The 23914-nt window shown below is 49.1% G+C and carries 4 protein-coding genes; all 4 read left to right on the top strand.

Annotated elements, in window-relative coordinates; genetic code table 11:
- The first annotated feature begins 13 nt into the window (after positions 1–13).
- The 4 genes from MKX59_RS21915 to MKX59_RS21900 are packed head-to-tail and all read left to right on the top strand — an operon-like array spanning position 14 to position 23631.
- A complete protein-coding gene (locus MKX59_RS21915) occupies positions 14–7147 on the top strand; it encodes an amino acid adenylation domain-containing protein (RefSeq protein WP_340858930.1) in 7134 nt (2377 codons plus the stop codon).
- Between the two features lie 13 nt (positions 7148–7160).
- Complete coding sequence (fabD, locus tag MKX59_RS21910) at positions 7161–8408, top strand: ACP S-malonyltransferase (protein ID WP_340858929.1); 1248 nt, start codon at positions 7161–7163, stop codon at positions 8406–8408.
- A 33-nt stretch (positions 8409–8441) separates the two neighbouring features.
- The gene (locus MKX59_RS21905) at positions 8442–19757 is read left to right on the top strand and encodes an amino acid adenylation domain-containing protein (RefSeq protein WP_340858928.1); all 11316 of its coding nucleotides are present in this window, start codon (positions 8442–8444) and stop codon (positions 19755–19757) included.
- A gap of 4 nt (positions 19758–19761) precedes the next feature.
- Positions 19762–23631 (top strand): non-ribosomal peptide synthetase, encoded by a 3870-nt coding sequence (locus MKX59_RS21900; protein WP_023987404.1) that lies wholly within the window; start codon positions 19762–19764, stop codon positions 23629–23631.
- Positions 23632–23914 lie beyond the last annotated feature (283 nt).

Below are 23914 nucleotides of genomic sequence, written 5' to 3'. Positions count from 1 at the left end.
TGGAGGTTTACACATGGGAGAGAAGCAGACCTATGATCTGTCTCATGGGCAGAAACGGTTCTGGGTTCAGTCCCAGCTGGACGCTCAGAGCAGCGCCTTAAATCAGTCGGTAGCCGTTCGAATCAGACAAGCTGTGAATACCGCGTATTTACAGCAGGCCCTCCATACCATCGTTGAAAGACATTTTATCCTTCGTACAGTGTTCACGGTGGTCGAAGGTGTACCGAAGCAAGTGGTGCTGGAGCAATTGACCTTAAACGTGCCTGTTGTGGATGTATCGGATACAGGGGAAGAAACAGCGTGGGCAGAGGTACAAAAAGAAATACAGACTGTGATGAATCAGCCTTTTGATCTGGAGCAGAGTCCATTATGGCGGGCACAGATCTACATGCTGGCGGCAAACGACTATGTTTTTCATATTTGTATGCACCACATCATTGAAGATGGTTGGTCTATGGATCTGTTTTTTCAAGAACTGTTTCATATTTATCAGGCGTTGGAGCAAGGAACAAGCCCCCATTTGCCAGAATTGCCGATCCAGTATATTGATTATGCACATTGGCAAAATCAGCAGGTGCTTACTGGAAAACTAAGCTCGCAGGAGCAATACTGGAAATCCCGATTGGATGGTGAATTGCCAAGTCTTCAATTGCCTTTGGATTTTCCGCGTCCGACCATCCGAAATGCTCCGGCGGCGGTGGAAAAGGTCATTCTGGATGCGGAATTATGCGCGGGCTTGGAGCGGTTGAACCGCACGTACGGAACCACCATGTTCATGTCGATCGTTGCCAGTCTGAATGTGTTATTAGCCCGGCTTACTCAGCAAGAGGACATTATTATTGGTACTCCTGTGGCGGGACGGAATCAAAAGCAGGTTCGAAACCTGATGGGTTTTTTTGTGAATACTCTCGTGCTGCGGAATCGACTTTCCCGAGACATTTCTTTTTCCCGATTGTTACAACAAGTTAAAGATGAGTGCGCAGGAGCATACGCCCATCAGGACTATCCTTTTGACAAGCTATTGCAGGTATTGAACCGTCCGCGCCGCCTAAATCGTGCCCCACTGTTTGACGTTCTAATTAATTTTGCAGCCGGCTCCAAAAATGAGGAGAACTTCGGGGGAATCCCGATGGAAAGAATCAAGCTGGGAAATGGTGCCGACGCGAACGAGTTTGACTTGACCGTAATTGTGGAATCCGTAAATGACGAATTGGTCATATCGCTTAGCTATGGAACAGATTTGTTTGCAGCCTTAACGATGTCCAGGATCGGAGCGTATTTCCGTAACATTATTGCGGGTGCCATTCAGGACCCGGAGCAGTCTGTGTGGAAAATGGATTACATGGGGGCAGAGGAACGCGCGGTCATCCATCGTGTTAATGATACGCAGAAGGTTTATCCGGCTGGAGTCACAATTACGTCTCGTATTCAGGAGCAGACGCTCCGTACCCCTGATGCAGTGGGGGTTCTGGACGGCGACATGGCTGTCACCTATAAGGAGCTGCACCTTCGCTCCAACCAATTGGGACAGCTTTTCAGTCGCTATGGAGTTCGTCCGAACTCGCTGGTTGCCATTATGGGGGATAGGAATGTCCCATTGCTTACCGCTATTTTAGGGATTATGAAGGCTGGTGGTGCCTATGTACCGATTGATCCTGATTATCCGCAATCCCGAATCCAATATATGCTTGACGACAGTTCGTGCCGCGTGCTTGTTACGAATTCACGTTATTTCGGGCGGACGTTAGATCATTTGCCAGACTGTATTAAAACTGTCATTTGTCTGGATGAAACGGTATGGGGAGAGTCGGAGTGGATCGTTAGACTGCGGGAGATGCGAGGGGATGAGTCTTATTTTATTCCTGTCAAAGCACAAGGGATGTCTACGGATGATCTGAGTCTGCAAAATATTCCTAATGAAAAAGACCTGGCGTATATCATGTACACATCTGGCTCCACGGGACAGCCCAAAGGGGTGATGATGACCCATAAGGCTGTGCTGAATACGTTATTTTGGTTGCAGGATACCTTTGCTCTGGGAGCAGACGATGTCATCGCGCAGAAGACGTCTACCAGCTTTACAGACTCGGTGTGGGAATGGTTCTGGCCGCTGATGGAGGGAGCCAAATTAACGATTGTACCTGCGGATATCGTCAAAGACCCTGCACAGCTATACCCATTTATGGAGCGGGAAAAAGTGACGGTTACTCAATTTGTTCCTGCGCTCATGAATGTTTTCCTAAGTGCTGTACGAAATGCGGGGGAATCTCATCCATTGCCTGATCTAAAGTGGATTTTTAACGGGGGCGAAGCGCTTCCGGTGAATATCGTGCAGGAATGGTACACTCTTTTTCGCACAGCGAAAATCGCCAATCTATACGGCATGACCGAATCGGCCATCTATGCGACCCAGCATATCATTCAGCACAAGCCGGATGCAGGAACGTTACGTATTCCTCTGGGGCTGCCGATTGCGAATACTCATGTGTATGTGCTGGATCAGGATGGACAGCTTGCCGGATTCCAAGTGCAAGGCGAAATTTGTATCGGCGGGACAGGACTGGCGAGCGGATATTGGGCCAAGCCGGATTTGACAGCCAGAGCCTTCACTACGCATCCGTTGACTGGAGAAAGGCTTTATCGAACGGGAGACTTAGGCTGTCAGACCCCGGACGGGCAATTTCAGTATCTTGGGCGAAAGGACGATCAGGTTCAGGTGCGGGGATTTCGCGTCGAAATGAAGGAAGTTGAGCAGGCGCTGGTCAGTCTTCCATCTATTCGTGAGGCAGCGGTGATTGCACATATCGAGGCAACGGGATTAACCGGGCTGATCGGCTACTACACATTGCAGTCGCCGGAAATGACGTCAGAAGGGGTACGCGAACATCTAAAAGAACGGCTTCCCGACTATATGGTTCCCGGTCTGTTGGTCCCTCTCGAAGCCATGCCTTTGACCCCACACGGTAAAATCGACCGTAAACATATGCCAAAACCTGAGGGAAGAAGTCTTGCAGGAACAGAATATGTACCTCCAAGAAACGGCATGGAGCAGGAGCTATCCACCATTTGGACAGAAATTTTGGATATAGCGCAAGTGGGTGTACAGGACCCCTTTTTTGCGTTGGGTGGACATTCACTCAAGATGGCAAAAATGATTTACCGGATTCAGGAACGCTTGCAGGTGAAAGTGACGTTCAAAGAACTCTTTGATCATCAAACCATTCGTGAGCTGGCAGATTTGCTTCGTCAAAAGACCTCTGTTCATGCAGCTTCTATCGAACCGTTGCCTGAGCAGGAGTATTACCCAGTTTCCGCCGCTCAAAGACGATTATTTGTTTTGCATCAATTGGAAGGAGAAAGCCTGAGCAATCACGTGTTCACTGCATGGCATTTGGAAGGCAGTGTCCAACGAGAGCAGCTTGAACGTCTGTTTCGAACATTACTGCTCCGGCATGAAGTATTTCGAACGGGCTTTACCCTACTGGAGGATGAGGTAGTACAGCAGATTCATTCGGATGTAGCTTGGAAAATGGAATATACCGAAGGGACGGCGGCCGATATGCCGCAGATTCAGCAATCATTTTTGCGTCCTTTTGATTTGCAACGGCCCCCGCTTTTACGGGTAATGCTGGTTCGATTAGCGGAGCAGAGCCATGTTCTACTGCTGGATGTGCATCATATTATTTTTGATGGAATTTCTGCGACAGTGCTTATTGATGAGTTTATCTCCCTGATGGAAGGAAGCGCTCTGGAAAAACCGCACATTCAGTATAAAGACTTTGCCGCCTGGCAGCATATACAGCTCAGCGGGGAACATCTGAAAGAACAGGAAGCGTTCTGGCTGAAGATGTTCGACGAACAGCACACTGGAAAGGAAATTCCACTTCTGAATCTGCCGGGAGATTATCCAAGACCAAGACAACGGAGCTTTGCCGGGGGCTCGCTGGAATTTAGTCTGTCGTCAGACTGTGCAACAAGTTTGCGGAAGCTGGCAACGGAGAGTGGTGCCACGTTATTCATGGTTTTGCTTGCAGCATACAATGTATTCTTGTCACGCTACAGTGGGCAGGAGGACATCGTGGTGGGTACGCCAGTAGCCGGAAGATCGCATGTTCAGCTGGAGCGTATGCTCGGTATGTTCGTAAATACACTTACGTTACGAAATGCTCCCGTACAGGAGAAGACCTTCCGACAGTTTCTGGACGAGGTCAAAGACAATGCGTTGAATGCGTTTGAGCATCAGGATTACCCCTTTGATATGCTCGTCAATCGCTTGCATCTCCAGCGGGATTTGAGTCGTAATCCGCTGTTTGACACGATGTTTCGGCTGCAAAATTTTATGGATGGCAGCAGGGAAGTGCCGGGTTTACAGGTGAAGCCTTATCCGTTGGAAAATCCTTTTGCTTCATTTGATTTGATGCTGACCGTGGTTGAGATGCCGACTGAGAAAGGTGCAAGTAATATTAGCCGTAATGGGCTGCATTGTACCTTTGAATACAGCACGGAACTGTTCCGCGAGCATACGGTTCGCCAGATGGCGCAGCATTTCATAGAGCTGGTGGCCCAACTGACTTCGCAGCCAGACCGCCCCCTGTATGCTGCCAGCCTGCTGACTCCTGCGGAGCAATCACGCATCCTTGTCGACCGCAATGCGACTGAGCTTGCGTTTCCGGCTGACAAGCTGATGCACCACCTGTTCGAAGAACAGGCTGCACGGATGCCGGACGCCATAGCGGTAGAATGTGGGAGCCAGTGTTTGACCTATGGCGAGCTGGATGTCCTGTCCAATCGGGTGGCGAGAACATTGCGCAGCAAAGGAGCGGACGTGAATACGGTGGTTGCCTTGCTGCTGGAACGGTCGGTAGATTTGCTGACGGCGATGCTCGGCATTTTAAAGGCAGGTGCTGCCTATTTGCCGATCGACCCCGACTATCCTGCGGCGCGTATTTCCTACATGCTGGAAGAGAGTGAAGCGCAATGGCTGATTAGTCGGGACACACTGCTGGATGGACTGGATTTTAGAGGCGAAGTCATTTCGTTGAATGACGAGAGTATATACCTTCAGGATGGAAAAAGGCTGGAGATCACACAGCCGGGACCCCATGATTTGGCGTATATGATTTTCACCTCAGGCTCGACCGGACGTCCGAAAGGCGTGATGATCCGTCAGGAAGCCATCGTTAACCTGATCTACGGGATTACCGAGCGAATACCGTTTCCTGAAGGTCAAACCTTCTTCTCAGTAACTACTGCCGCATTTGATATTTTTGTATTGGAAACGCTACTGCCTTTGGCGAAGGGGCTACGGGTAGTGTTATCTACGGGAGAAGAGCAGGCGAATGCTGAACTGCTGTTGGAAGCCATTCGCCGAACAGGTCCGCACTTGCTGCAAATAACTCCTTCGCGGCTTCAGCTTTTGCTTATGCACCCGGAAGCAAAAGAGAGTATGCGCACGTTGCAGGTCGTAATGGTGGGAGGCGAGGCTTTACCAGAGTCATTGCTTCGTCAGACGCAGGACGTGACCACTGCGCGCATTTTTAACATGTACGGCCCAACCGAAACTACAGTCTGGTCAACTGTGCAGGAGCTTACCCAGCATGAGCGGGTGAGAGTGGGTACGCCGATAGCGAATACACAAGTATATATTCTGGATGGGCAGCTCCAGCCTGTACCGGATCTTGTAGCGGGTGATCTCTGGATTGGAGGCAAGGGACTTGCATCCGGTTATGACAAGCGCCCTGAGCTAACAGCGGAGAAGTTCAAAGCCAATCCGTTCCGGTCCGGTGAGCGAATGTTTAAGACCGGAGATTTGGCACGGTGGCTGCATAACGGCGAGATTGAAGTGTTGGGCCGGATGGATGATCAGATCAAGGTCCGTGGCTATCGGGTGGAGCTGGGGGAAATTGAACAGGCGCTGCTGGCTCATCCTGCCATTCGGGAAGCTGTGGTGGTACAGGATCGACCAGCTGAACAGGAGAACCACTCCCTTTGTGCCTATTGGGTAGGCCAGCAGACTTTATCGGTGAGTGAGCTACGTAATCATTTGCTTGCCCGACTGCCAGAATATATGATTCCGTCGCATTTTATTACCTTGTCGGAGATGCCCTTAACGCCGAACGGAAAAATAAACCGTCGAATGCTGCCCAAGCCGGATCATAGCCGTCCTCTTCTTGGAGTGGAGTATACAGCACCTGCTACAGAGGTGGAAATGCAGGTCAGCCAAATTTGGGAAGAGGTATTGCACAGAAGTGAGCTTGGCATTCACGATAATTTCTTTGAGCTGGGGGGCAATTCGGTTCTGCTCATTCAAATGAATGTTCGTCTTCAGCAAATCTATCCAGGGAAAATCAGCGTTGCAGACTGCTTTGCCTATCCGACGATTGCGAGACTTTCCGGTTTTCTGGAGCAGCAGCAAGGAGAACAAGCATGGACGGATGCGGAACAGGAACGATATGAGCGTCAGGAGCAATACTGGCGTCTTTACTTGGCTGAATCGTTATCTTTTATTCCGTGGAATGAGGCGATGCGGACAGGTGGAGGAGCCGAAGGGCAGGCTACGTTCACCTTTACCTTACCTGCGGACCTGCTGACCACGTTACAGAAAGCAGTTTGGAGTCAGGATTTTGCCCTAACAGACTTGTTACTAGCCGTTTATACGTATGTTTTGTCACAAATGACAGGTCAGTCCGAACTGGTATTGCTCATCGGTGAAGGACACCTATTACCATATAAACAGTTCATACACCATGGACAGTCCTCTTTCCTCGCATCACAACTGACAGGGGAGAGCTTGTATCCGCTGCGTGTACGATTGACGGAAAATGATGATTTTAGCGCCCTGTGCATAGAGGTTGCTGGTCATCGTCAAAAAGCGAAAGAGACCGACCTTTACCCGATCCCAGTTATGTTGCCAAATGGGACAGGAAACGCCAATCCGTCTGCTTTTCTCCCTTGTGTGTTTCTGAATCATACGCCGGCGGGACATGAGGTGACCCGACAATTTGACTGGGTGCTTCATATGGATGTGCGCGCGGAGCAGGTACGGTTCCTATGCGAATATCAAGCTGGAAAACTGAAGAAGACTTGGGCGGAACAGATGATGAAGGCCTATGTCCACGTACTGCACAAGATTGCAGACCTACTATAAGGAGGATGGAACGATGAAAAAATTAGGATTTTTATTCCCGGGGCAAGGCTCTCAATATGTAGGCATGGGTCAAAGCTTATACGATGAATATTCAGTAGCAAGAGAAACCTTTGAAGAGGCCGAGGATGCGCTAGGGTTTGATCTAAAGACGCTTTGTTTCACAGGTTCCATGGATGAGCTGACTCTGACCGCTAATGCCCAGCCTGCCATTTTGACCGTGAGCATCGCAGCTTTTCGTGTACTGATGCAGGAATTGAAGCTTGCTCCATCTCTGGTAGCGGGTCACAGTCTGGGAGAATTCTCGGCATTGGTCAGTACAGGGGCGCTTGCTTTTTCGGATGCGGTGAAAATAGTACGTCAGCGGGGCATTCTGATGCAGGAAGCTGTTGCTCCCGGTACAGGAGCGATGCTGGCGGTAGTCGGGAGTCATGAGCGTGAGGTGGATGAGGTGTGCCAGAAAGCCTCGACAGCCGGTGTATCGGTCGGCATTGCGAATTATAATTCCTCTGAGCAGCTCGTCATTTCGGGTCATACTCCTGCACTGGAGAAGGCAGAAGAGGAACTGAACCGTAGAGGAATCAAAACGATTCGCCTCAAGGTGGGCTTTCCGTTCCATACGAATTTAATGCGGAGCGCTGCGGGCAAATTTCGGGAGGAGCTGGAGAGATATGATTATGGCTGTTTTCAATGGCCTGTGCTCTCTAATGTTACAGCGACACCCTATGCGGATCGTCGTTATATCCTATCTAACCTGACGTCCCAGATGGCACGGCCTGTGCAATGGCACAGAAGCGTTCAATACATGCTGAATCAGGGTGTGAATCATTTTATAGAAATCGGCCCCAAAACCGTATTGAGAAATTTAATGGCTGGTATCACCTCTACGGCTCATTCCTTTGCTTTTGAGCATCCCTCCACTCTGGAATTGCTGCGGAATGCTGATATCGAGAGCAAACCAGATGGTTTGGGTCTGGTGACCTCCTGTATTGCGATTGCGGTTTCAACCCAGAACCGGAACTGGAATAACGATGAGTATGAGCAGGGTGTAGTCGTTCCATACAAAGAATTGCAAAACCTGCGCGAACAATTGATCACAACCGGAACAGAACCAACGTTGGAACAAATGCAGCAAGCTCTGGACAAGCTAAAGTCCATTTTTGCAACCAAATTAACACCAACGGAACTACGGGCTGAACGGTTTGAGCAGATTTTCAGCAATACGCATACACGCGAATTATTTCCCGCGTTTCAGGTCAGCTAATCGCAGCGAACACGAGGAACGGAAGGGAGTACGATGATGACAAAAACAGGATTCAATCTGGCGGCTCTTCAATTCAATGAACAGGATTTTCAGGACGCGGGTCCGATCGCGGTTAATGAGCTGCGAGATTCGGATATTGCAGTCATCGGGATTAGCTGTGAAATTGCCGAAAGTGAAAATGCGGCTCAGTTTTGGGATCTTCTGCGGGCGGGGCAGGACGCTATACGCCCTTTTCCTGCCCGACGAAAAAGGGAGCTGGAGAGCCTCTTCCAAGCCGGGCTGTTGAATGAACAAACGGCATTAAATGAAGGTGGATTTCTAGAAGAAATTGATAAGTTCGACTATCCCTTTTTTCAACTTTCTCCGGCTGAAGCGCGATTGATGGACCCAAACCAGCGACTGTTTTTGGAGTCTGCCTGGGCGGCAGTTGAGGATGCGGGGTACGGTGGTAAAAAGCTTTCCGGTAGTCGGACAGGAGTCTATGTCGGCTACAGCAGTGATTTTGGTGAGGAGTACAAGCGGTTTATAGCAGAAATGGCTCCTTCATCAGCTTCTTCGGCGATTCCAGGTAATATTCATTCCATGATTGCCAGTCGGATCGCCTATCTGCTGGATTTAAAAGGGCCCAGTCTGTTGGTGGATACCGCATGTTCTTCATCTTTGGTGGCCATTCACCTGGCCTGCCGGGATTTGCGGCACGGCGATTGCGATACGGCGATTGCCGGCGGGGTAAAGGTCACACTCGTACCTATAAAAGAGGGAAAGGGCGGGGGGCTGGGTGTAGGCTCCTCGGATGACCGGACGAGAACGTTCGATAGCGTTTCAGATGGCACAGGTGGAGGAGAAGGTGTAGCCGCTGTTCTGCTCAAACCCTTGAAGCGGGCCATTCAGGATCAGGACCATATTTATGCTGTCATTAAAGGCAGTGCTGTGAACAATGACGGGACTTCAGCCGGGATTACGGCTCCCAATTCGCTGGCAGGAGAGGATGTCATTGTACGGGCCTGGAAGGATGCTGGGATTGACCCGGATACCATTACATATATTGAAGCTCATGGGACAGGCACCAAGCTGGGTGATCCAGTGGAGATTGATGGTATACGGAGAGCCTTTCGGCAGTATACCGACCGGAATCAATTTTGTGCCATAGGCTCGGTCAAAACCAATGTAGGTCACCTGGATAACAGTGCGGGAATCACGGGCTTTTTAAAGGCAGTGCTCGCTTTGGAGCATGCAGAAATTCCGGCGAGCCTACATTTTACCTGCCCAAACCCGGATATTAGCTTTATTGATTCGCCTGTATATGTGAATGACAAGCTGCAGCCTTGGCCCAAGGAGGATTTTCCGCGACGCTGCGGAGTCAGTTCCTTCGGGCTCAGCGGTACGAACTGCCATGTCGTTCTGGAAGAGGCCCCGGTGTGGGCTGAAATGCAGGATGGTGGCCAGTTGGAGCAGGAAACACCGGAAACGGTTCAGCTTTTTACGTTATCTGCTAAAAATGAAACAGTGCTTGCAGCCTATGTGAAGCAATATCAGCAATATGTCATGGAACCCAAAACCTATCCGTTACGCGATCTTTGTTATACCGCCAATACCGGACGAGGGCAGTACGGCTTTCGTCTAGCGATTCTGTGCCGGGATTGGGATGATCTAGGAGCAAAGCTGACTCAAATTCAGACCTCAGGCTTCAGCGGACAAGCGAAACAAGAAGAGTTCATACCGGGTGTGTATTTTGGACGTCATAAGGTTGTATCTGCACAGAAGGAAAAAGAAGCAGGGGAGCTTACGCTGGAGGAATCCAGAAGACTGACAGCATCAGCCAAAGAGAAACTGACCCAGTCTTCATTCGAGTTCGATACGCTGGATTCTCTGTGCCGTATGTATGTTGAGGGAGCAGATGTGGAATGGGAGAGCTTGTATGAAGGCAAAGCGTGCCGCAGACGAAGCCTTCCCACCTATCCTTTTGAGCCTAAGCGATGCTGGGTGGAGGTAGAGGAGAAGGCAGTCGTTTCTCAGGCTTCCCATGTTCGAAAATTCACAGAGATGGAAACAACACATCCGCTTTTGGACTATTGTTTGGCAGAAACCGAGGATCAGGATATTTACCTGACCCGTTTCTCTGTTGGGCGTCATTGGGTACTAAACGAGCATAAGATTATGGAAAACTGTATTGTACCAGGAACCACTTATCTGGAAATGGTTAGGGCAGGATTGGAAAAATACAAGCGTCCAGGCAAGGTGCTGGAGCTATATGATATCCAGTTTATTTCTCCGCTCATCGTGGATGCAGAGGAAGAAAGAGAAGTACACACCGTTTTGCAACGGGAGGGTGAGACGTTTTCGTTTAAGGTATTAAGCCGGACGGGACCCTCAGTTCAGCCGTGGGAGCAGAATTGGGTAAGGCATGCACAGGGGCGCGCCGTATTTGTAAAGGCAGCCCATCCTGTTATGAGTCTGGGCGATATTCGGACTGAGTGCAACGATCAGGAAGTAGTAGTCGGTGAGAATCATGCCGAAGCTGCTCCTGCATTTTCATTCGGGCCGCGGTGGGAGACGCTGCGGACGATTGCAATTGGAACAGATCAAGTGTTGGCTAAGCTGGAGCTGCCCGTAGCCTATCAAATGGATGTAAGTCAATACGTGCTGCATCCCGCTTTGTTGGATGTGGCCGTCGGGGTAGCAAGCCAGAGTTTGGGAAATGGCCTGTTCCTGCCATTTTCATATCACAAGCTGCGCATTTACGACTCCCTCCCACGGCTTTGCTACAGCTATCTGCGCAAAAAAAACAAGGTCAGGGAAAGTGGAGAAATTTTAACGGTAGATGTGCTCATTCTGGGTGCCGAAGGTCAGGTACTGGTAGAAATTGAAGATTATGCAGTCAAACGTGTACACGAGGCGGATCTTAAACGAACCCGCTATACAGAACATCATAAATATCATCAGATTGTATGGAAAAAGCAAGAACAAGCACCCTCCGAGTATGAAGAAGATACAGTAACCCGGACCGCAAATGATTCAGTGTTATCCACACCGCTGGAAACAGTTTTATTATTCACAGATAACCGTCCGATCGGTGTAACGCTGCGTGGATTGTTAGCGCACGAAGGGTATGATGTGGTTGAAGTGAAGCGGGGAGTCACCTTTACTAAAATGTCAGACCATGCTTACTTCTCTACGGGTTCCGAGGAAGATCATATACGCTTGTTAACAGAGATGCGATGTCAGAATGCTAAGAAACTGATATACCTCTGGAACGGGCAGTCTATGGTTCAGCTATTTCATCTGGCTAAGGCAATCGCAGAGACCAAGTCAGCTGTTAAGGAACTGACGGTGATCGCTGAGCAGGCTTATAAAGTGAATGAATTGGAAAATGAATTAAAACCAGAACATGCGGGCTTGTTTGGGCTGGCCCGTGTCATCGGTCAGGAATACCCTGATCTGAGCTGCCGTTGCCTCGATATAGATACAAGCACCCAGCCTTCAGAACTCATTCATTCCCTACGGCACGATGATGATACATTTCTGGTCGCTTGGCGTAACGGCGAACGTTATGTAGAGCAGATTGAACCTGTGGATCTGACGGAAAGCGAAGTTGACCCGATTACGATCAGACCGCAGGGAACCTATGTCATAACTGGGGGTACTGGCGGGCTGGGATTGGCAATCGGTAAATGGCTTGCTTCTAAAGGTCAGGTCACACTGGGATTGATAGGTCGCAAGCCTTTGCCACCCAAGGAGCAATGGGAGGCCATTGCAAACGCCGATTCCAACGGGAGCCCAAAAAACATAAGACAGAACTCAAATCCAGACATGAATACAAGGATGCAGAATACGGTTACCGCCTTACTGGAATTGGAGCAGCAGGGAGCGCAGGTAGAATATTATGCTGTCGATGTAGCTGACGAGACCGCTATGAAGCAAGCCTTGAATGAACTTCGCCACAAGTATGGGGCTATTCACGGTATCATCCATGCTGCGGGTGTGGCTGGAGACGGTTTTATGGCTCTCAAGAGCCAGGACCGCTTTACCGAGGTACTGGCTCCGAAGGTAACAGGCGCACATGTGCTTGACCGAATCACCACTGCGGATACACTGGACTTTTTTATTCTTTTTTCATCTGTGACTTCACTGATGGGTGGACCAGGCCAAAGCGACTACACGGCAGCCAACGCCTATCTGGATGCCTTTGCCGAGTGGCGGAATCACTCCGGCCGACGTACGCTTGCCATCAACTGGGCTCCTTGGCAGGAAGTTGGGATGGCTTTTGAGCATGAGGTTGATTTCCAAGAGAGCTTATTTCAGGCTCTGTCCACACAAGAGGGACTGGCCGCTCTTGAACAATTATTGCTTCATCCCGTTCCGCGTGTCATTGTGGGTGGCTTGAATTACGCTCAGGTGGCCGCGCTGGATTCCGCTGCCATTCCTTTCGGATTTTCTCATGAAATGCGGGCTATTCTGGACCGTCATCGTCGGCTTCTGCATGACCATGCGGTCACGTCATCTGCTGCCGTGCGCCGTCCTGTGCAGTTGCGTGGTCGGGCAACAGAACAATATAGCTCATCTGAAAAGGTGATCGCAAGCATATGGGCGGAAGTGCTGGGGCTTGATGAGCTGAACATCTATGACAGTTTTTATGAGCTGGGAGGAGACTCCCTGATTGCTAGTAAAATGGTGGGGCAGATGAATCAAAGCTTGTCCAAAAAAGTAGATATGAGCGATATCTTCAACTATATGACGGTCAGCGAATTAGCCCTGTATACGGATGGAGAAGCGAAGCAACCTCTTCTGACGGAAACGGAGCTGCCTGCACCCCAATCAGCTGACAAAAATCTGATCATTCATCCGGTGGAACAACGTGAGGTGTACCCAGCTTCCTCGACGCAGCGTCGATTTTATATGATGCGTCAAATGGCAGGATATAGCACCTTGAACAATCTATGCAGTGCGATGACCATCACTGGTAATCTGGATCATCATCGGTTGGAGAAAGCCATATATGCGGTAATTCGTCGTCATAGCTCGCTGCGCACCGCTTTTGAGTTGCGGGATAACGAACTGGTACAGAGAGTGTACCCGGAGGTAGATTTTTCGCTGGAATATAGCGAAGGGGACGGGCGCGAGCTGGAAGCGTATGTGGATGAATTTATCCGTCCTTTTGACCTGAATTGTGCGCCGCTGTTAAAGGCGAAGCTGATCCGGCTGAAGGACGATTCCCACCTCTTTCTGTGCGATGTTGACCATATTGCAGCCGATGGAGCCTCGATTGGTATTTTATTAAGTGAAATGATACAGGGCTATTCTGGACAGGATCTACCGCAACTGCGTATGCAATATACCGATTTTACATTGTGGCAAAATCAGCGTTTGGACAGTGCCGAAATGAAAAAGCAGGAGGCATACTGGCTGGACGTATTTAAGGGGACGCTGCCTGTACTTGATTTGCCTACAGATGAGCCGCGGGCAGCGCAAATGAGCAATGCCGGGGATGTCTATACATTTGATCTGAATGAGGAATTAACAGCTTTGGCTAAAAAAACAGCGGTACAGCATGGGGTTACGCTCTTTATGCTTCTGTACGCTGTCTATAGTACTTTATTGGCCAAATATGCGAATCAGGAAGAGATCATTATTGGCATTCCAAGCGCAGGTCGCCAGTCGGAAGAGGTCCAGCACATGATTGGACTGTTCATCAATACGCTGGCCCTACGAACTGGGCCAGCTGAAGATAAGCCTTTCGCAGCATATTTGCAGGAGGTTAAGAAGCACGCGCTTGAAGCCTATAAGCATGAGGATTATCCCTTTGAAATGCTGCTGAATCAGCTTGACGTACCGAGAGACCGGAGCCGGAACCCACTTTTTGATGTTCAGTTTATTTCCCAGAACTTTAGGGGGGAGACGATGAGCCTCAACGGGCTTCGCTTTACTCCGTTGGAAGCTAAGATGGAGGCTGTCCAAGTCGATCTGACAGTCATATGGGTTGAAAATGAAGGCAAGCTGCGTTTTCACTTTGAGTATGCGACCCAACTGTTCAAGGGAGAGACCATACGTCGGCTTGCGAGCTATTACAAGAATCTTTTACAAGAAGTTTGTGCTGATGCTTCGCGGCCGATTGGCCTCATTTCCATGAATCAGGCGGAAGAACAGCAGCGAACCCTGTACGAGTGGAATGAAACCCGGGTGAATTACCCACAGGAAAAGCTGGTTCACCAGTGGTTTGAAGAGCAGGCCGAACAGCATCCTGAACGGATTGCTGCCGTCTACGGAGAGCATTCGCTGACTTACAGCCAATTGAATATCAGAGCTAATCAGCTTGCCCGGCACTTGCTAACTTATCATTTGGTACCGGACCAAGCTGTCGGCATCCTGGTCCCCCGTTCGCTAGATATGCTGACCAGCATGCTTGCCGTACTCAAAGTAGGAGCAGCCTATGTCCCTATGGACCCGGAACATCCGACGGAGCGGGTGGCCTACATGCTGGAGGACAGCGGCGTGTCTCTGCTCCTAACTTCTACGGACACCGTCAGCATCGACACGCTTCGTTTTACAGGGTCCGTCATGGATGTAAGTGATCCGGCCTTGTACAGCGTAGATGCTGATAATCTAGCTTTTGCATTTGCAGGCAAGGAGTCTCTGGCATCTCACCATTTGGCTTATATTTTGTACACGTCAGGATCATCCGGTAAGCCCAAAGGAGTCATGGTTGAGCATAGAAATGTAACGAATTACATCACGGCTTTCCAGCATAAATTCCACTTAACGGCTGAGGACGTAGTGCTCCAGCAGGCAGCCATTACCTTTGATGCATCCGTGGAGGAAATATACCCTACATTGGCAGCAGGGGGAACGCTGGCTATGGTTTCACGGGATGAACTGAAGGACATCCAATGGCTGAACCAATTCATTCGCCAGCAGCAAGTGACCGTGGTCAGCGCCTCGCCGTTTATTTTAAATGAGCTAAATCAACTGCCCCCTTTCCCGCATATTCGCACTTACATTAGCGGGGGGGATGTGCTGAAAAGCGAATATGTCACCCAGTTGTTGCGTTCCGCAAAGGTCTACAATACGTACGGACCGACAGAAGCGACTGTCTGTGCTACCTATTATTGTGTGCCGGATATTCCAGCTGTCCATCCATTGCCTGTCGGACGGCCTGTAGCCAATGCTGAGGTATACATCATGAATCGCAGGGGTACGGATGTTATGCCTATCGGGGTACCCGGTGAAATATGCATTTCAGGCTGGGGTGTTGCACGCGGCTATATGAACCGCCCCGAACTGACGCAGCAGCAGTTTGTAGCAAATCCGTGGATACCGGGCGAGCGGATGTACAAAACGGGTGATCTGGGCAGATATCTTGAAGATGGGCAAATTCAATTTTTAGGAAGAGTCGATCAGCAGGTTAAAGTGCGGGGTTACCGCATTGAGCCGGGCGAGGTTGAAAAATCGTTGCTCCAGCACCCGCGTATACAGGATGGAGTGGTGTTGGTTCAGGAAGTCCAGCCTGGTATGCATGAGCTATGCGCCTATATCGTTACAGATCAGGAATTGTCGGTGGCAGAACTGAAGACCCATCTGTCGGTAACCTTGCCTGAATATATGATTCCGTCTTACTTTGTTCGAGTCGATGAGATCCCGTTAACACATCACGGAAAAATTGACCGTCATGCTTTACCGCAGGTTAATGAAAGTATCAAGGTCGGTACGGCCTATGTACATCCAGCTTCACCCATGGAAGAACGCCTGGTTGAGCTTTGGTCGGAAATCCTGCACCGGGAGCAGATTGGCACACAGGATGACTTCTTCCTGCTGGGCGGGCAATCCTTGCTGGCAACCAAGCTGGTCTACCTTATTAACAAGGAATGGAATGTAAATCTGACACTGCGCGACTTCTTCCGGGCAGGTACGGTTCAGGGGTTAGCGACATGGATAGAAGAAATTCAATCGGGCCGTGAACGTGGAATATTAGTGGAACAGGATGGATTAATCAAGCCCTTTAATCTCCGGCAAAATCCATTGTTCCGCGTTCAGGTTATTCATCAGCCTGCCAACCGTCATTTGCTGTTCATTGATATGCATCATATTATTACGGACGGTCTTTCCCAAGAGATAATCGTCGAGGAATTTGCTCGTTTATACGGGGGCATGAACTTACCGGAATTGACGATCCAGTATAAAGACTATGCCGTGTGGCAACGTGAGTTTTTGAACAGTGTGGAATTCCGTCAGCAGGAGCAGTTTTGGCTGGAGCTTTTTCAAGGGGAAATTACAGAGCTGGAATTGCCTACGGATTATGCACGTCCCGATGTGAGAAGAGGTGAAGGGCAAGCCGTTCATTTTGAGCTGGATCAGGAATGGACGTGGAAGTTAAAACGCTTTGCCCTGCAACAAAATGTCACGGTATTTATGGTTCTACTGGCGGCCTATAACCTATTGCTGGCCAAAGCCAGTGGGCAGGAAGATATTATCGTCGGCATTCCGGTATCCGGCAGAACTCATGCGAGCCTGAGTCCTCTTGTCGGCATGTTCGTCAATACGTTGGCCCTTCGCAACACGCCGAAGAAGGACATGACAGTGCACGAATTTTTAATGCAGGTAAAGGAACGCTCTCTCCAGGCTTTTGAGCATCAGGACTATCCGTTTGAGCAACTGATTGAGAAGTTGAATTTGGCTGGCAAAACAAGCCGCAATCCGCTGTTCGATACCATGTTTGCATTATTGAACGAGTCTTCCCGTACCATCGTAGAATTACCCGGCCTGAAACTGACTCCATGTGATGAAGCGGAGTATACAGGAGCACAATTCGATTTAACATTTACTGCAGCCATGACCGACGAGCATATCGAATGTATCCTTCAATACGATGTAGATCTCTTTACCGGGGAGACGGTGGAACGCTTGGGCCGGGAATACCTTCAAATCTTACACACTGTCCTTGTCAATTCACAGCAAAAGATTGGAGAGCTTCGGATAGAAAAGGTGGCAGTTGACCCGAATCAGCGGGACAGAGAGGAAGTACTTGAGTCAGCAAGCGTCCACAAGGAAGAGGACTGGGTGAGTGAGCTTGCTATAGCAGCTTCGGAATCGGTGAACGAGGCGGAATGGAAGACACTCGTTCATGATTTCAATCAAACAGACATGAACCCGGGGTCCGTAAAGCTGTTACATCAATATTTCGAGGATCAAGCAAGCCGAAACCCTGAGCAGATTGCTCTCATTTCCGGTCAACAGGAGATCAGCTACGGAGAAGTGAATCGACGGGCGAATCTGGTCGCACATAGCCTATTGGACTCCGGTACCCGGCTGGAGCAAATAGTAGCTATTGTCATGGAGCGCTCACCGGAAATGATTGTTGCTTTATTGGGCGTGTTAAAAGCAGGGGCGGCGTACCTCCCCATTCATCCAGCCGATCCAAAGGAACGGATTCGCTACATCCTGACAGACGCTGGTGCCGAATGGATTCTGACCCATCAGCAATGCCATGCCAACTGGATAGATGAAGGAATCCAGCAGGTCATCGACGTTGACTTACTGTGTCAGGATCAGCAAGAACGAGGTAATCCAGAGCTTGTCATCCAGCCTGATCATCTAGCTTATGTCATCTTCACCTCCGGCTCAACGGGGCAGCCCAAAGGGGTGATGGTGGAGCATCACGCCTTTAGTGCGCGAGTGGTATGGCTGGCACAACAGCTTGGTTTAAGGGAGCAGGACACGGTGCTGCAAAAAGCATCCTATACCTTTGATGGTTCCATCGTCGAGCTTTTCAGCTGGTTCATGGGCGGAGGACGATTGGTGTTATTGGAGGCAGGTGCAGAAACGGATACCCGTCAAATGCTGGATACCATTCACAGGCATCAGGTTACAGTGGCTTTCTTCATTCCTACTGTGCTGCAAATGTTTTTGTCAGAGCTTTCAGTCGAGGATACAATCCAAGCAGCCACTTTGCGTTGGGTCATGTCGGGTGGCGAACAGATAGGCCAGGAGCAGGTGCGAAGTTTTAATCTGAAGTTCCCGGAAGCGAGATTACTTAATCTGTATGGGCCTACGGAAGCCAGTGTGTTTGCAACAGCCTATACGTGTACGTCTGTATCTTCCGAAGGTCCGATTCCGATCGGACGGCCTGTGGGCAACACCCGGGCGTATATTTTAAATCAGGAGCTGGCGTTGGTTGGTTTGGGGCAGGTAGGAGAGCTTTGTCTGGGAGGGTGCCATCTGGCACGCGGGTATGTACATCTGGATGGACTTACGGCAGAGCGTTTTATCCCCAATCCTTTTGTACCAGGTGAGCGAATCTATCGGACAGGCGATCTTGCCCGGATGCTGCCTAGCGGCGAGATTGTTTACATGGGACGGTCGGATCAAATGGTGAAAATCGGAGGCTACCGGATTGAGACAGGTGAAATTGAAACAGCCCTCTTGCAAAATAACGACATTCAGCAGGCGGCTGTACTTGATTTGACAGATGAGCAGGGCAACAAGTATTTGTGTGCTTATCTGGTTGTGCAAATCGACTGTACAGTTCGAGAACTGCGGGCATTTTTGCTGGAACGATTGCCGGAATATATGATTCCTTTACGTTTTATGAAGGTGGAAACGATGCCTCTTGGTTCAAGCGGAAAGCTGGACCGTAAGGCGTTAAATACCTTGGGGGTAGAGTTGCCTTCCGGCAAAGAGCATACACAGCCCCGCAACGAAATGGAACAGCAACTGCTCCTGTTGTGGGCGGACATTTTCAAAACAGGCGCAGTAGGTATAGATGATCATTTCTTTGAGTTTGGCGGAGATTCGTTGCTCGCTTACCAGTTCATTTTGCGTGTGCGTCAAATGTTGGCCATCGAGATTACTTTAAAGGAACTTTTTGCAGCTCCGACTATTCGACAACTTTCAGATCACATAAGCTCCAGAAGAGTTGAGTGTCATCACGAGGATGAAGCGACAGTCCGTTCCTTGATCCCTGCTGCGACTCCAAGCGCCCATTATCCGGCCTCGTCTGCTCAAATGCGTCTTTTTATGATGCACGAGCTGAATCCAGAGGATCTAAGCTATAATCTACCGGGCGCCATGATGCTGGAAGGAGAACTGGACCTGGCCAGACTTGAGGGAGCCTTCCAAGCGCTTATTCAGCGTCACGAAGCTTTTAGGACCACATTTGATGTGATCAACGGCGAGATTGTTCAGCTTATTCATGAATCTGTTCCGTTTGCCATTGAGTTTTTCAGAACAGAGGAAACCGAGATTAGCAACATACTTCGGGGCGATGGAAAGCTTATGAGAGAAGTCATCCCAGTTCAGCAGCATGCACTGTCATCAGTAAAAGTAGAGAAAAAAGAACGCCGACGGAGGGAGATTTAGCATCATGCATTATGAAGGATATGAAACATCTTCGGCGCAAAAACGGCTATATCTGATTCATGATCTTCTCGGACCTAACATCATCTATAATATGCCCAGCATTCGAATCATCAAAGGAGCGCTGGAGCCAGAGCGGCTGTACAGAGCATGGTGTAGGCTGACAGAACGTCATGAGGGCTTGCGAACGTCCTTTATTCAAAAGGACGGCGAGGTTTTACAACTCGTCCATGAATCCATCGATGTATCGATTCCCTATAGAGAACGTTCGGATCAGAGTACGGATAAGCTTGTTAACGAGTTTATCCGTCCGTTCAATCTGAACGAGGCCCCTCTATGGCGGGCTGAGCTTGTACCTTTGGTTGATGGGGAGATTCTGTTCCTGTTTGATATCCACCATATCATCGCGGATGCGGTAACCATCAACATTATATTTGAAGAGCTGATGGCTCTATATCAGGGACAGGAGCTTGCTCCATTAGAGTTTCAGTATGTCGATTATACGATCTGGCAAAACGATCAATTAAGCGATATTCATATTCAGAAACAGGGTGAATTTTGGCTGAACCAATTTACAGAGGATGTTCCTCTGCTGTCGTTGCCTACGGATGAAAAAGGCTTAAGGTCTGATTACAGCGGTGGGATCGTATCGTACTCGATTGAAGCTAACACGGCTCACTCCTTGCGTGCATTATGCTTGCAGCACAATGTTACGTTGTATATGGTTCTACTCGCCGCGTACAGCATCCTTCTGTCCAAATATGCCGGACAGGAGGATCTGGTCATCGGAACACCTGTCGCCGGAAGGACTCATTCCGAGTTTGAAGGGATTGTGGGCATGTTCGTGAACACGCTCGCCTTGCGTCAGAAACCGCAGAGAACCAAGCGGTTCTCTGATTTTCTGGAAGAAGTGGCAGACCGAACTTTTGCTGCGTTTGAGCATCAGGACTACCCCTTTGATATGCTGGTGGAGCAGGTCAATCCTGAACGAATCAGTGGTCGTAATCCCTTATTTGATGCTTGCTTTGTATTGGAAAATGTACCGCAGCCTGTCGTGCAGGCAACAGAGGTCACGTTTTCTCCTTATACTTTTGAACATAAAATCGCTAAATTTGATATCACCTTGTATGCATACGAAATGCAGGAGGGTATCGGGCTGGAACTGGAATATCGCAAAGCGTTGTTTACGGAGGAAAGCGCCCGCCGGATGCTACGACATTTTGCCAGAATTGTCGAAATCATTGGCGAACAACCCGATATTCGGATTGAAGACATTGATATGGTTACAGAAGAAGAGCGCACCGTTTTACTTCATACTTTTAATCAGACCCACAGCAAAAATGCATACGAAAAAAATTCGCATGGGGTAACCATCCATCGACTGTTCGAACAGCAAGTGATACGGACGCCTGACCATCCAGCCGTGAGGTGGAAAGAAAAGCAACTAACGTATGATGAATTAAATGAACGTGCCAATCAATTGGCGCGGGTTTTACGGCAAAAGGGAGTTCAGGCAGAAGATGTCGTCGGTATTTTAGCTACGCCTGCGTTGGAGATGATTGTTGGTATTTTAGCTATTTTGAAGGCCGGGGCCGCTTATTTACCGATTGATCCGCTCTACCCAGATGAACGGATTCAATATCTATTACAGGATAGTCAGGCGAAAATATGCCTTCTACCGACTGCCAGCACTAGACGCTTTCCTGGGGTGGACATGTTACTGCTCACAGACCATAGTCTCTATACGGGAGAACCCCGTAATCTGGAGGACAGCAATCAGGCGCACAATGTGATGTACATTATTTATACTTCAGGGTCTACAGGACAACCAAAGGGTGTAATGATTGAGCATCAATCCTTTGCTCGCCTAGTGTTAGAGCCAGGGCCGTTGGCTATTACGCAAGAGGATCGAATATTGCAGACGTGTTCCCTGGCCTTTGATGTGTCGGTTTTTGAACTGTGGGGAACACTGCTGAGCGGGGCAACCTTGTATCTCATTGAAAAAGAAGAGCTTTTATCTGCCGACATACTCGGCAAGAGGATGGCACAGTATGGAATCACGATGGCATGGTTCACGGCTCCTTTGCTAAATCAGCTGATTGATGAGAAACCTTCCATCTTTACTGGACTTCGATTGATCATGACCGGGGGAGACGCCTTGTCTCCGCAGCATATGAAGCTCCTTCGCGCCGCCCAGCCGGATTTAACGATTGTCAATGCCTACGGTCCTTCGGAAAATACAATTTTTACGTCGTTCCATACGATTCAGGAGGACTATGACCATAACGTGCCGATTGGCAAGCCTGTCGCCAACACACAGCTTTATATCCTGAGTGCGTCCAATCAACTTCAGCCCATTGGAGTGCCGGGTGAGCTGTGCATTGGAGGTGAAGGATTGGCGCGTGGCTATTTGGCTCGGGAGGAATTAACGGCAGCCAAATTTGTTTCTCATCCCTGGCTCCCAGAAGAGCGTATGTACCGTTCTGGAGATTGTGCCCGATGGCTGGCTGACGGAACGCTTGAATTTTTGGGTCGCATGGATCACCAGGTCAAAATTCGGGGCTTTCGTATTGAAACCGGCGAAGTTGAGGCACGGCTTGCACATATAGAGGGGATTCAGGAAGCAGTCGTGCTTGTTCGTCAGCACAGCGACGGGATCAAATACCTCTGTGCTTACTTTGTTTCCGACGTAGAAATGTCACAGGCAGAAGTCCGGCTGGAGCTGGCTACATATTTACCGGATTATATGATTCCTGCCTGTCTGATCCGACTTCCGCGTTTGCCACTGAATGTGAATGGCAAAATTGATCGGAACGCGTTGCCAGAGCCTGATCTTGAAGCACTGCGGGAAAATGAATATGTCCCTCCTTGCAATGAACTGGAACAGGAACTGGTTCGCATCTGGTCGATGGTTCTGCCCACGAACCTGCCGACGGATCGCATTGGCGTAACGGACAATTTTTTCACCCTGGGAGGAAGCTCGCTCAAGGCTACCAAGCTGGTTTCGCTAGTTTTGCGTGAGTTAGGGATAGACCTACCGCTCACCAAATTATTTACTTTTCCTACCATCCGCCAACTGGCAAGTGCATTGCAGGGAAAGGAAAGAAGTGTGTTTCCAGCCAGAGCAGACACGCTTGTTCTCTTAAAGCCCGGCACAGCGCAGGATAAGCACCTTTTTTTCATCCATGATGGAAGCTTGGATGTCAGTTGCTACATGGAATTGGTCAACGGACTTACAGCTACTTGGAATTATTGGGGCATAAAAATGGATGCTTCGATTCTTGCTGAAAATAAAACAGCCGGGATGAAGGAAGCGGCACACCGATATGTGAATCAATTGAAAAGTATTCAGAAAACAGGCCCGTATTATGTTGCGGGGTGGAGTATGGGGGGAACGCTTGCTTTCGAAATGACCCGACAATTGGAAGAACAAGAAGAACGTGTCGAACTTTTGGCCATTCTGGACACACTGCCACCTTTGAAGTATGGCAAGGAAGATCACTGGGACCACCATATTCAGGAACTGGAGAGGATGGAAGAAACGTTGGATTTTTCGCAGTGGAAGCGAGCATTTCCAGCCAGTGTACTCCCCTTGCTACCGGAATTTAATGAGTTGGGACGGAGTGAATTACTAGAACGCTTTAAAAGTGTGAATCATTGGGTGAAAATGCAGCATGTCTACCAGCCCGATCGAGCTGTAAAGGCCCCTGTATGTTTGTTTATTTCAGAACATACCTGGGAATTAGGATATAAAGGATGGGAATTGTATTGTAAGGGGGAAATGTTCACGCATAAAGTGCCTGGCGATCATTTCTCTATCGTAAAAGGAGCCCAAGCCGTGTCTGTAGGTTTGGTGCTGAATACATTTTTGAGGTAAGATTATGCTCCTGCTTGGAGGTTGAAGACCCCAAGCAGGAGTATTTATTTGATATGATCGTGTAAGTTGGTTTGTAATATTAATTGACATGATGTATAAAAACATATCGTAATGTATGAAAAACCCCCTTGTATGCTTCCAGATTTTATAGTAAAGTATCCAATAATCAACTTTGTTTGAACATAATATTCACTGTTTGTGAGTATATATCACACTTTCACCACGACCTCACATACTCCTCTTTCTATTTATTACATCACATCTATTCATTACCCTACAGCAT

The organism is Paenibacillus sp. FSL R7-0340 (genome assembly GCF_038002205.1).
Taxonomy (GTDB): domain Bacteria; phylum Bacillota; class Bacilli; order Paenibacillales; family Paenibacillaceae; genus Paenibacillus; species Paenibacillus polymyxa_B.
The sequence above is the reverse complement of the archived record's forward strand: the minus strand, read 5'-3'. Positions and strand labels throughout refer to the sequence as shown.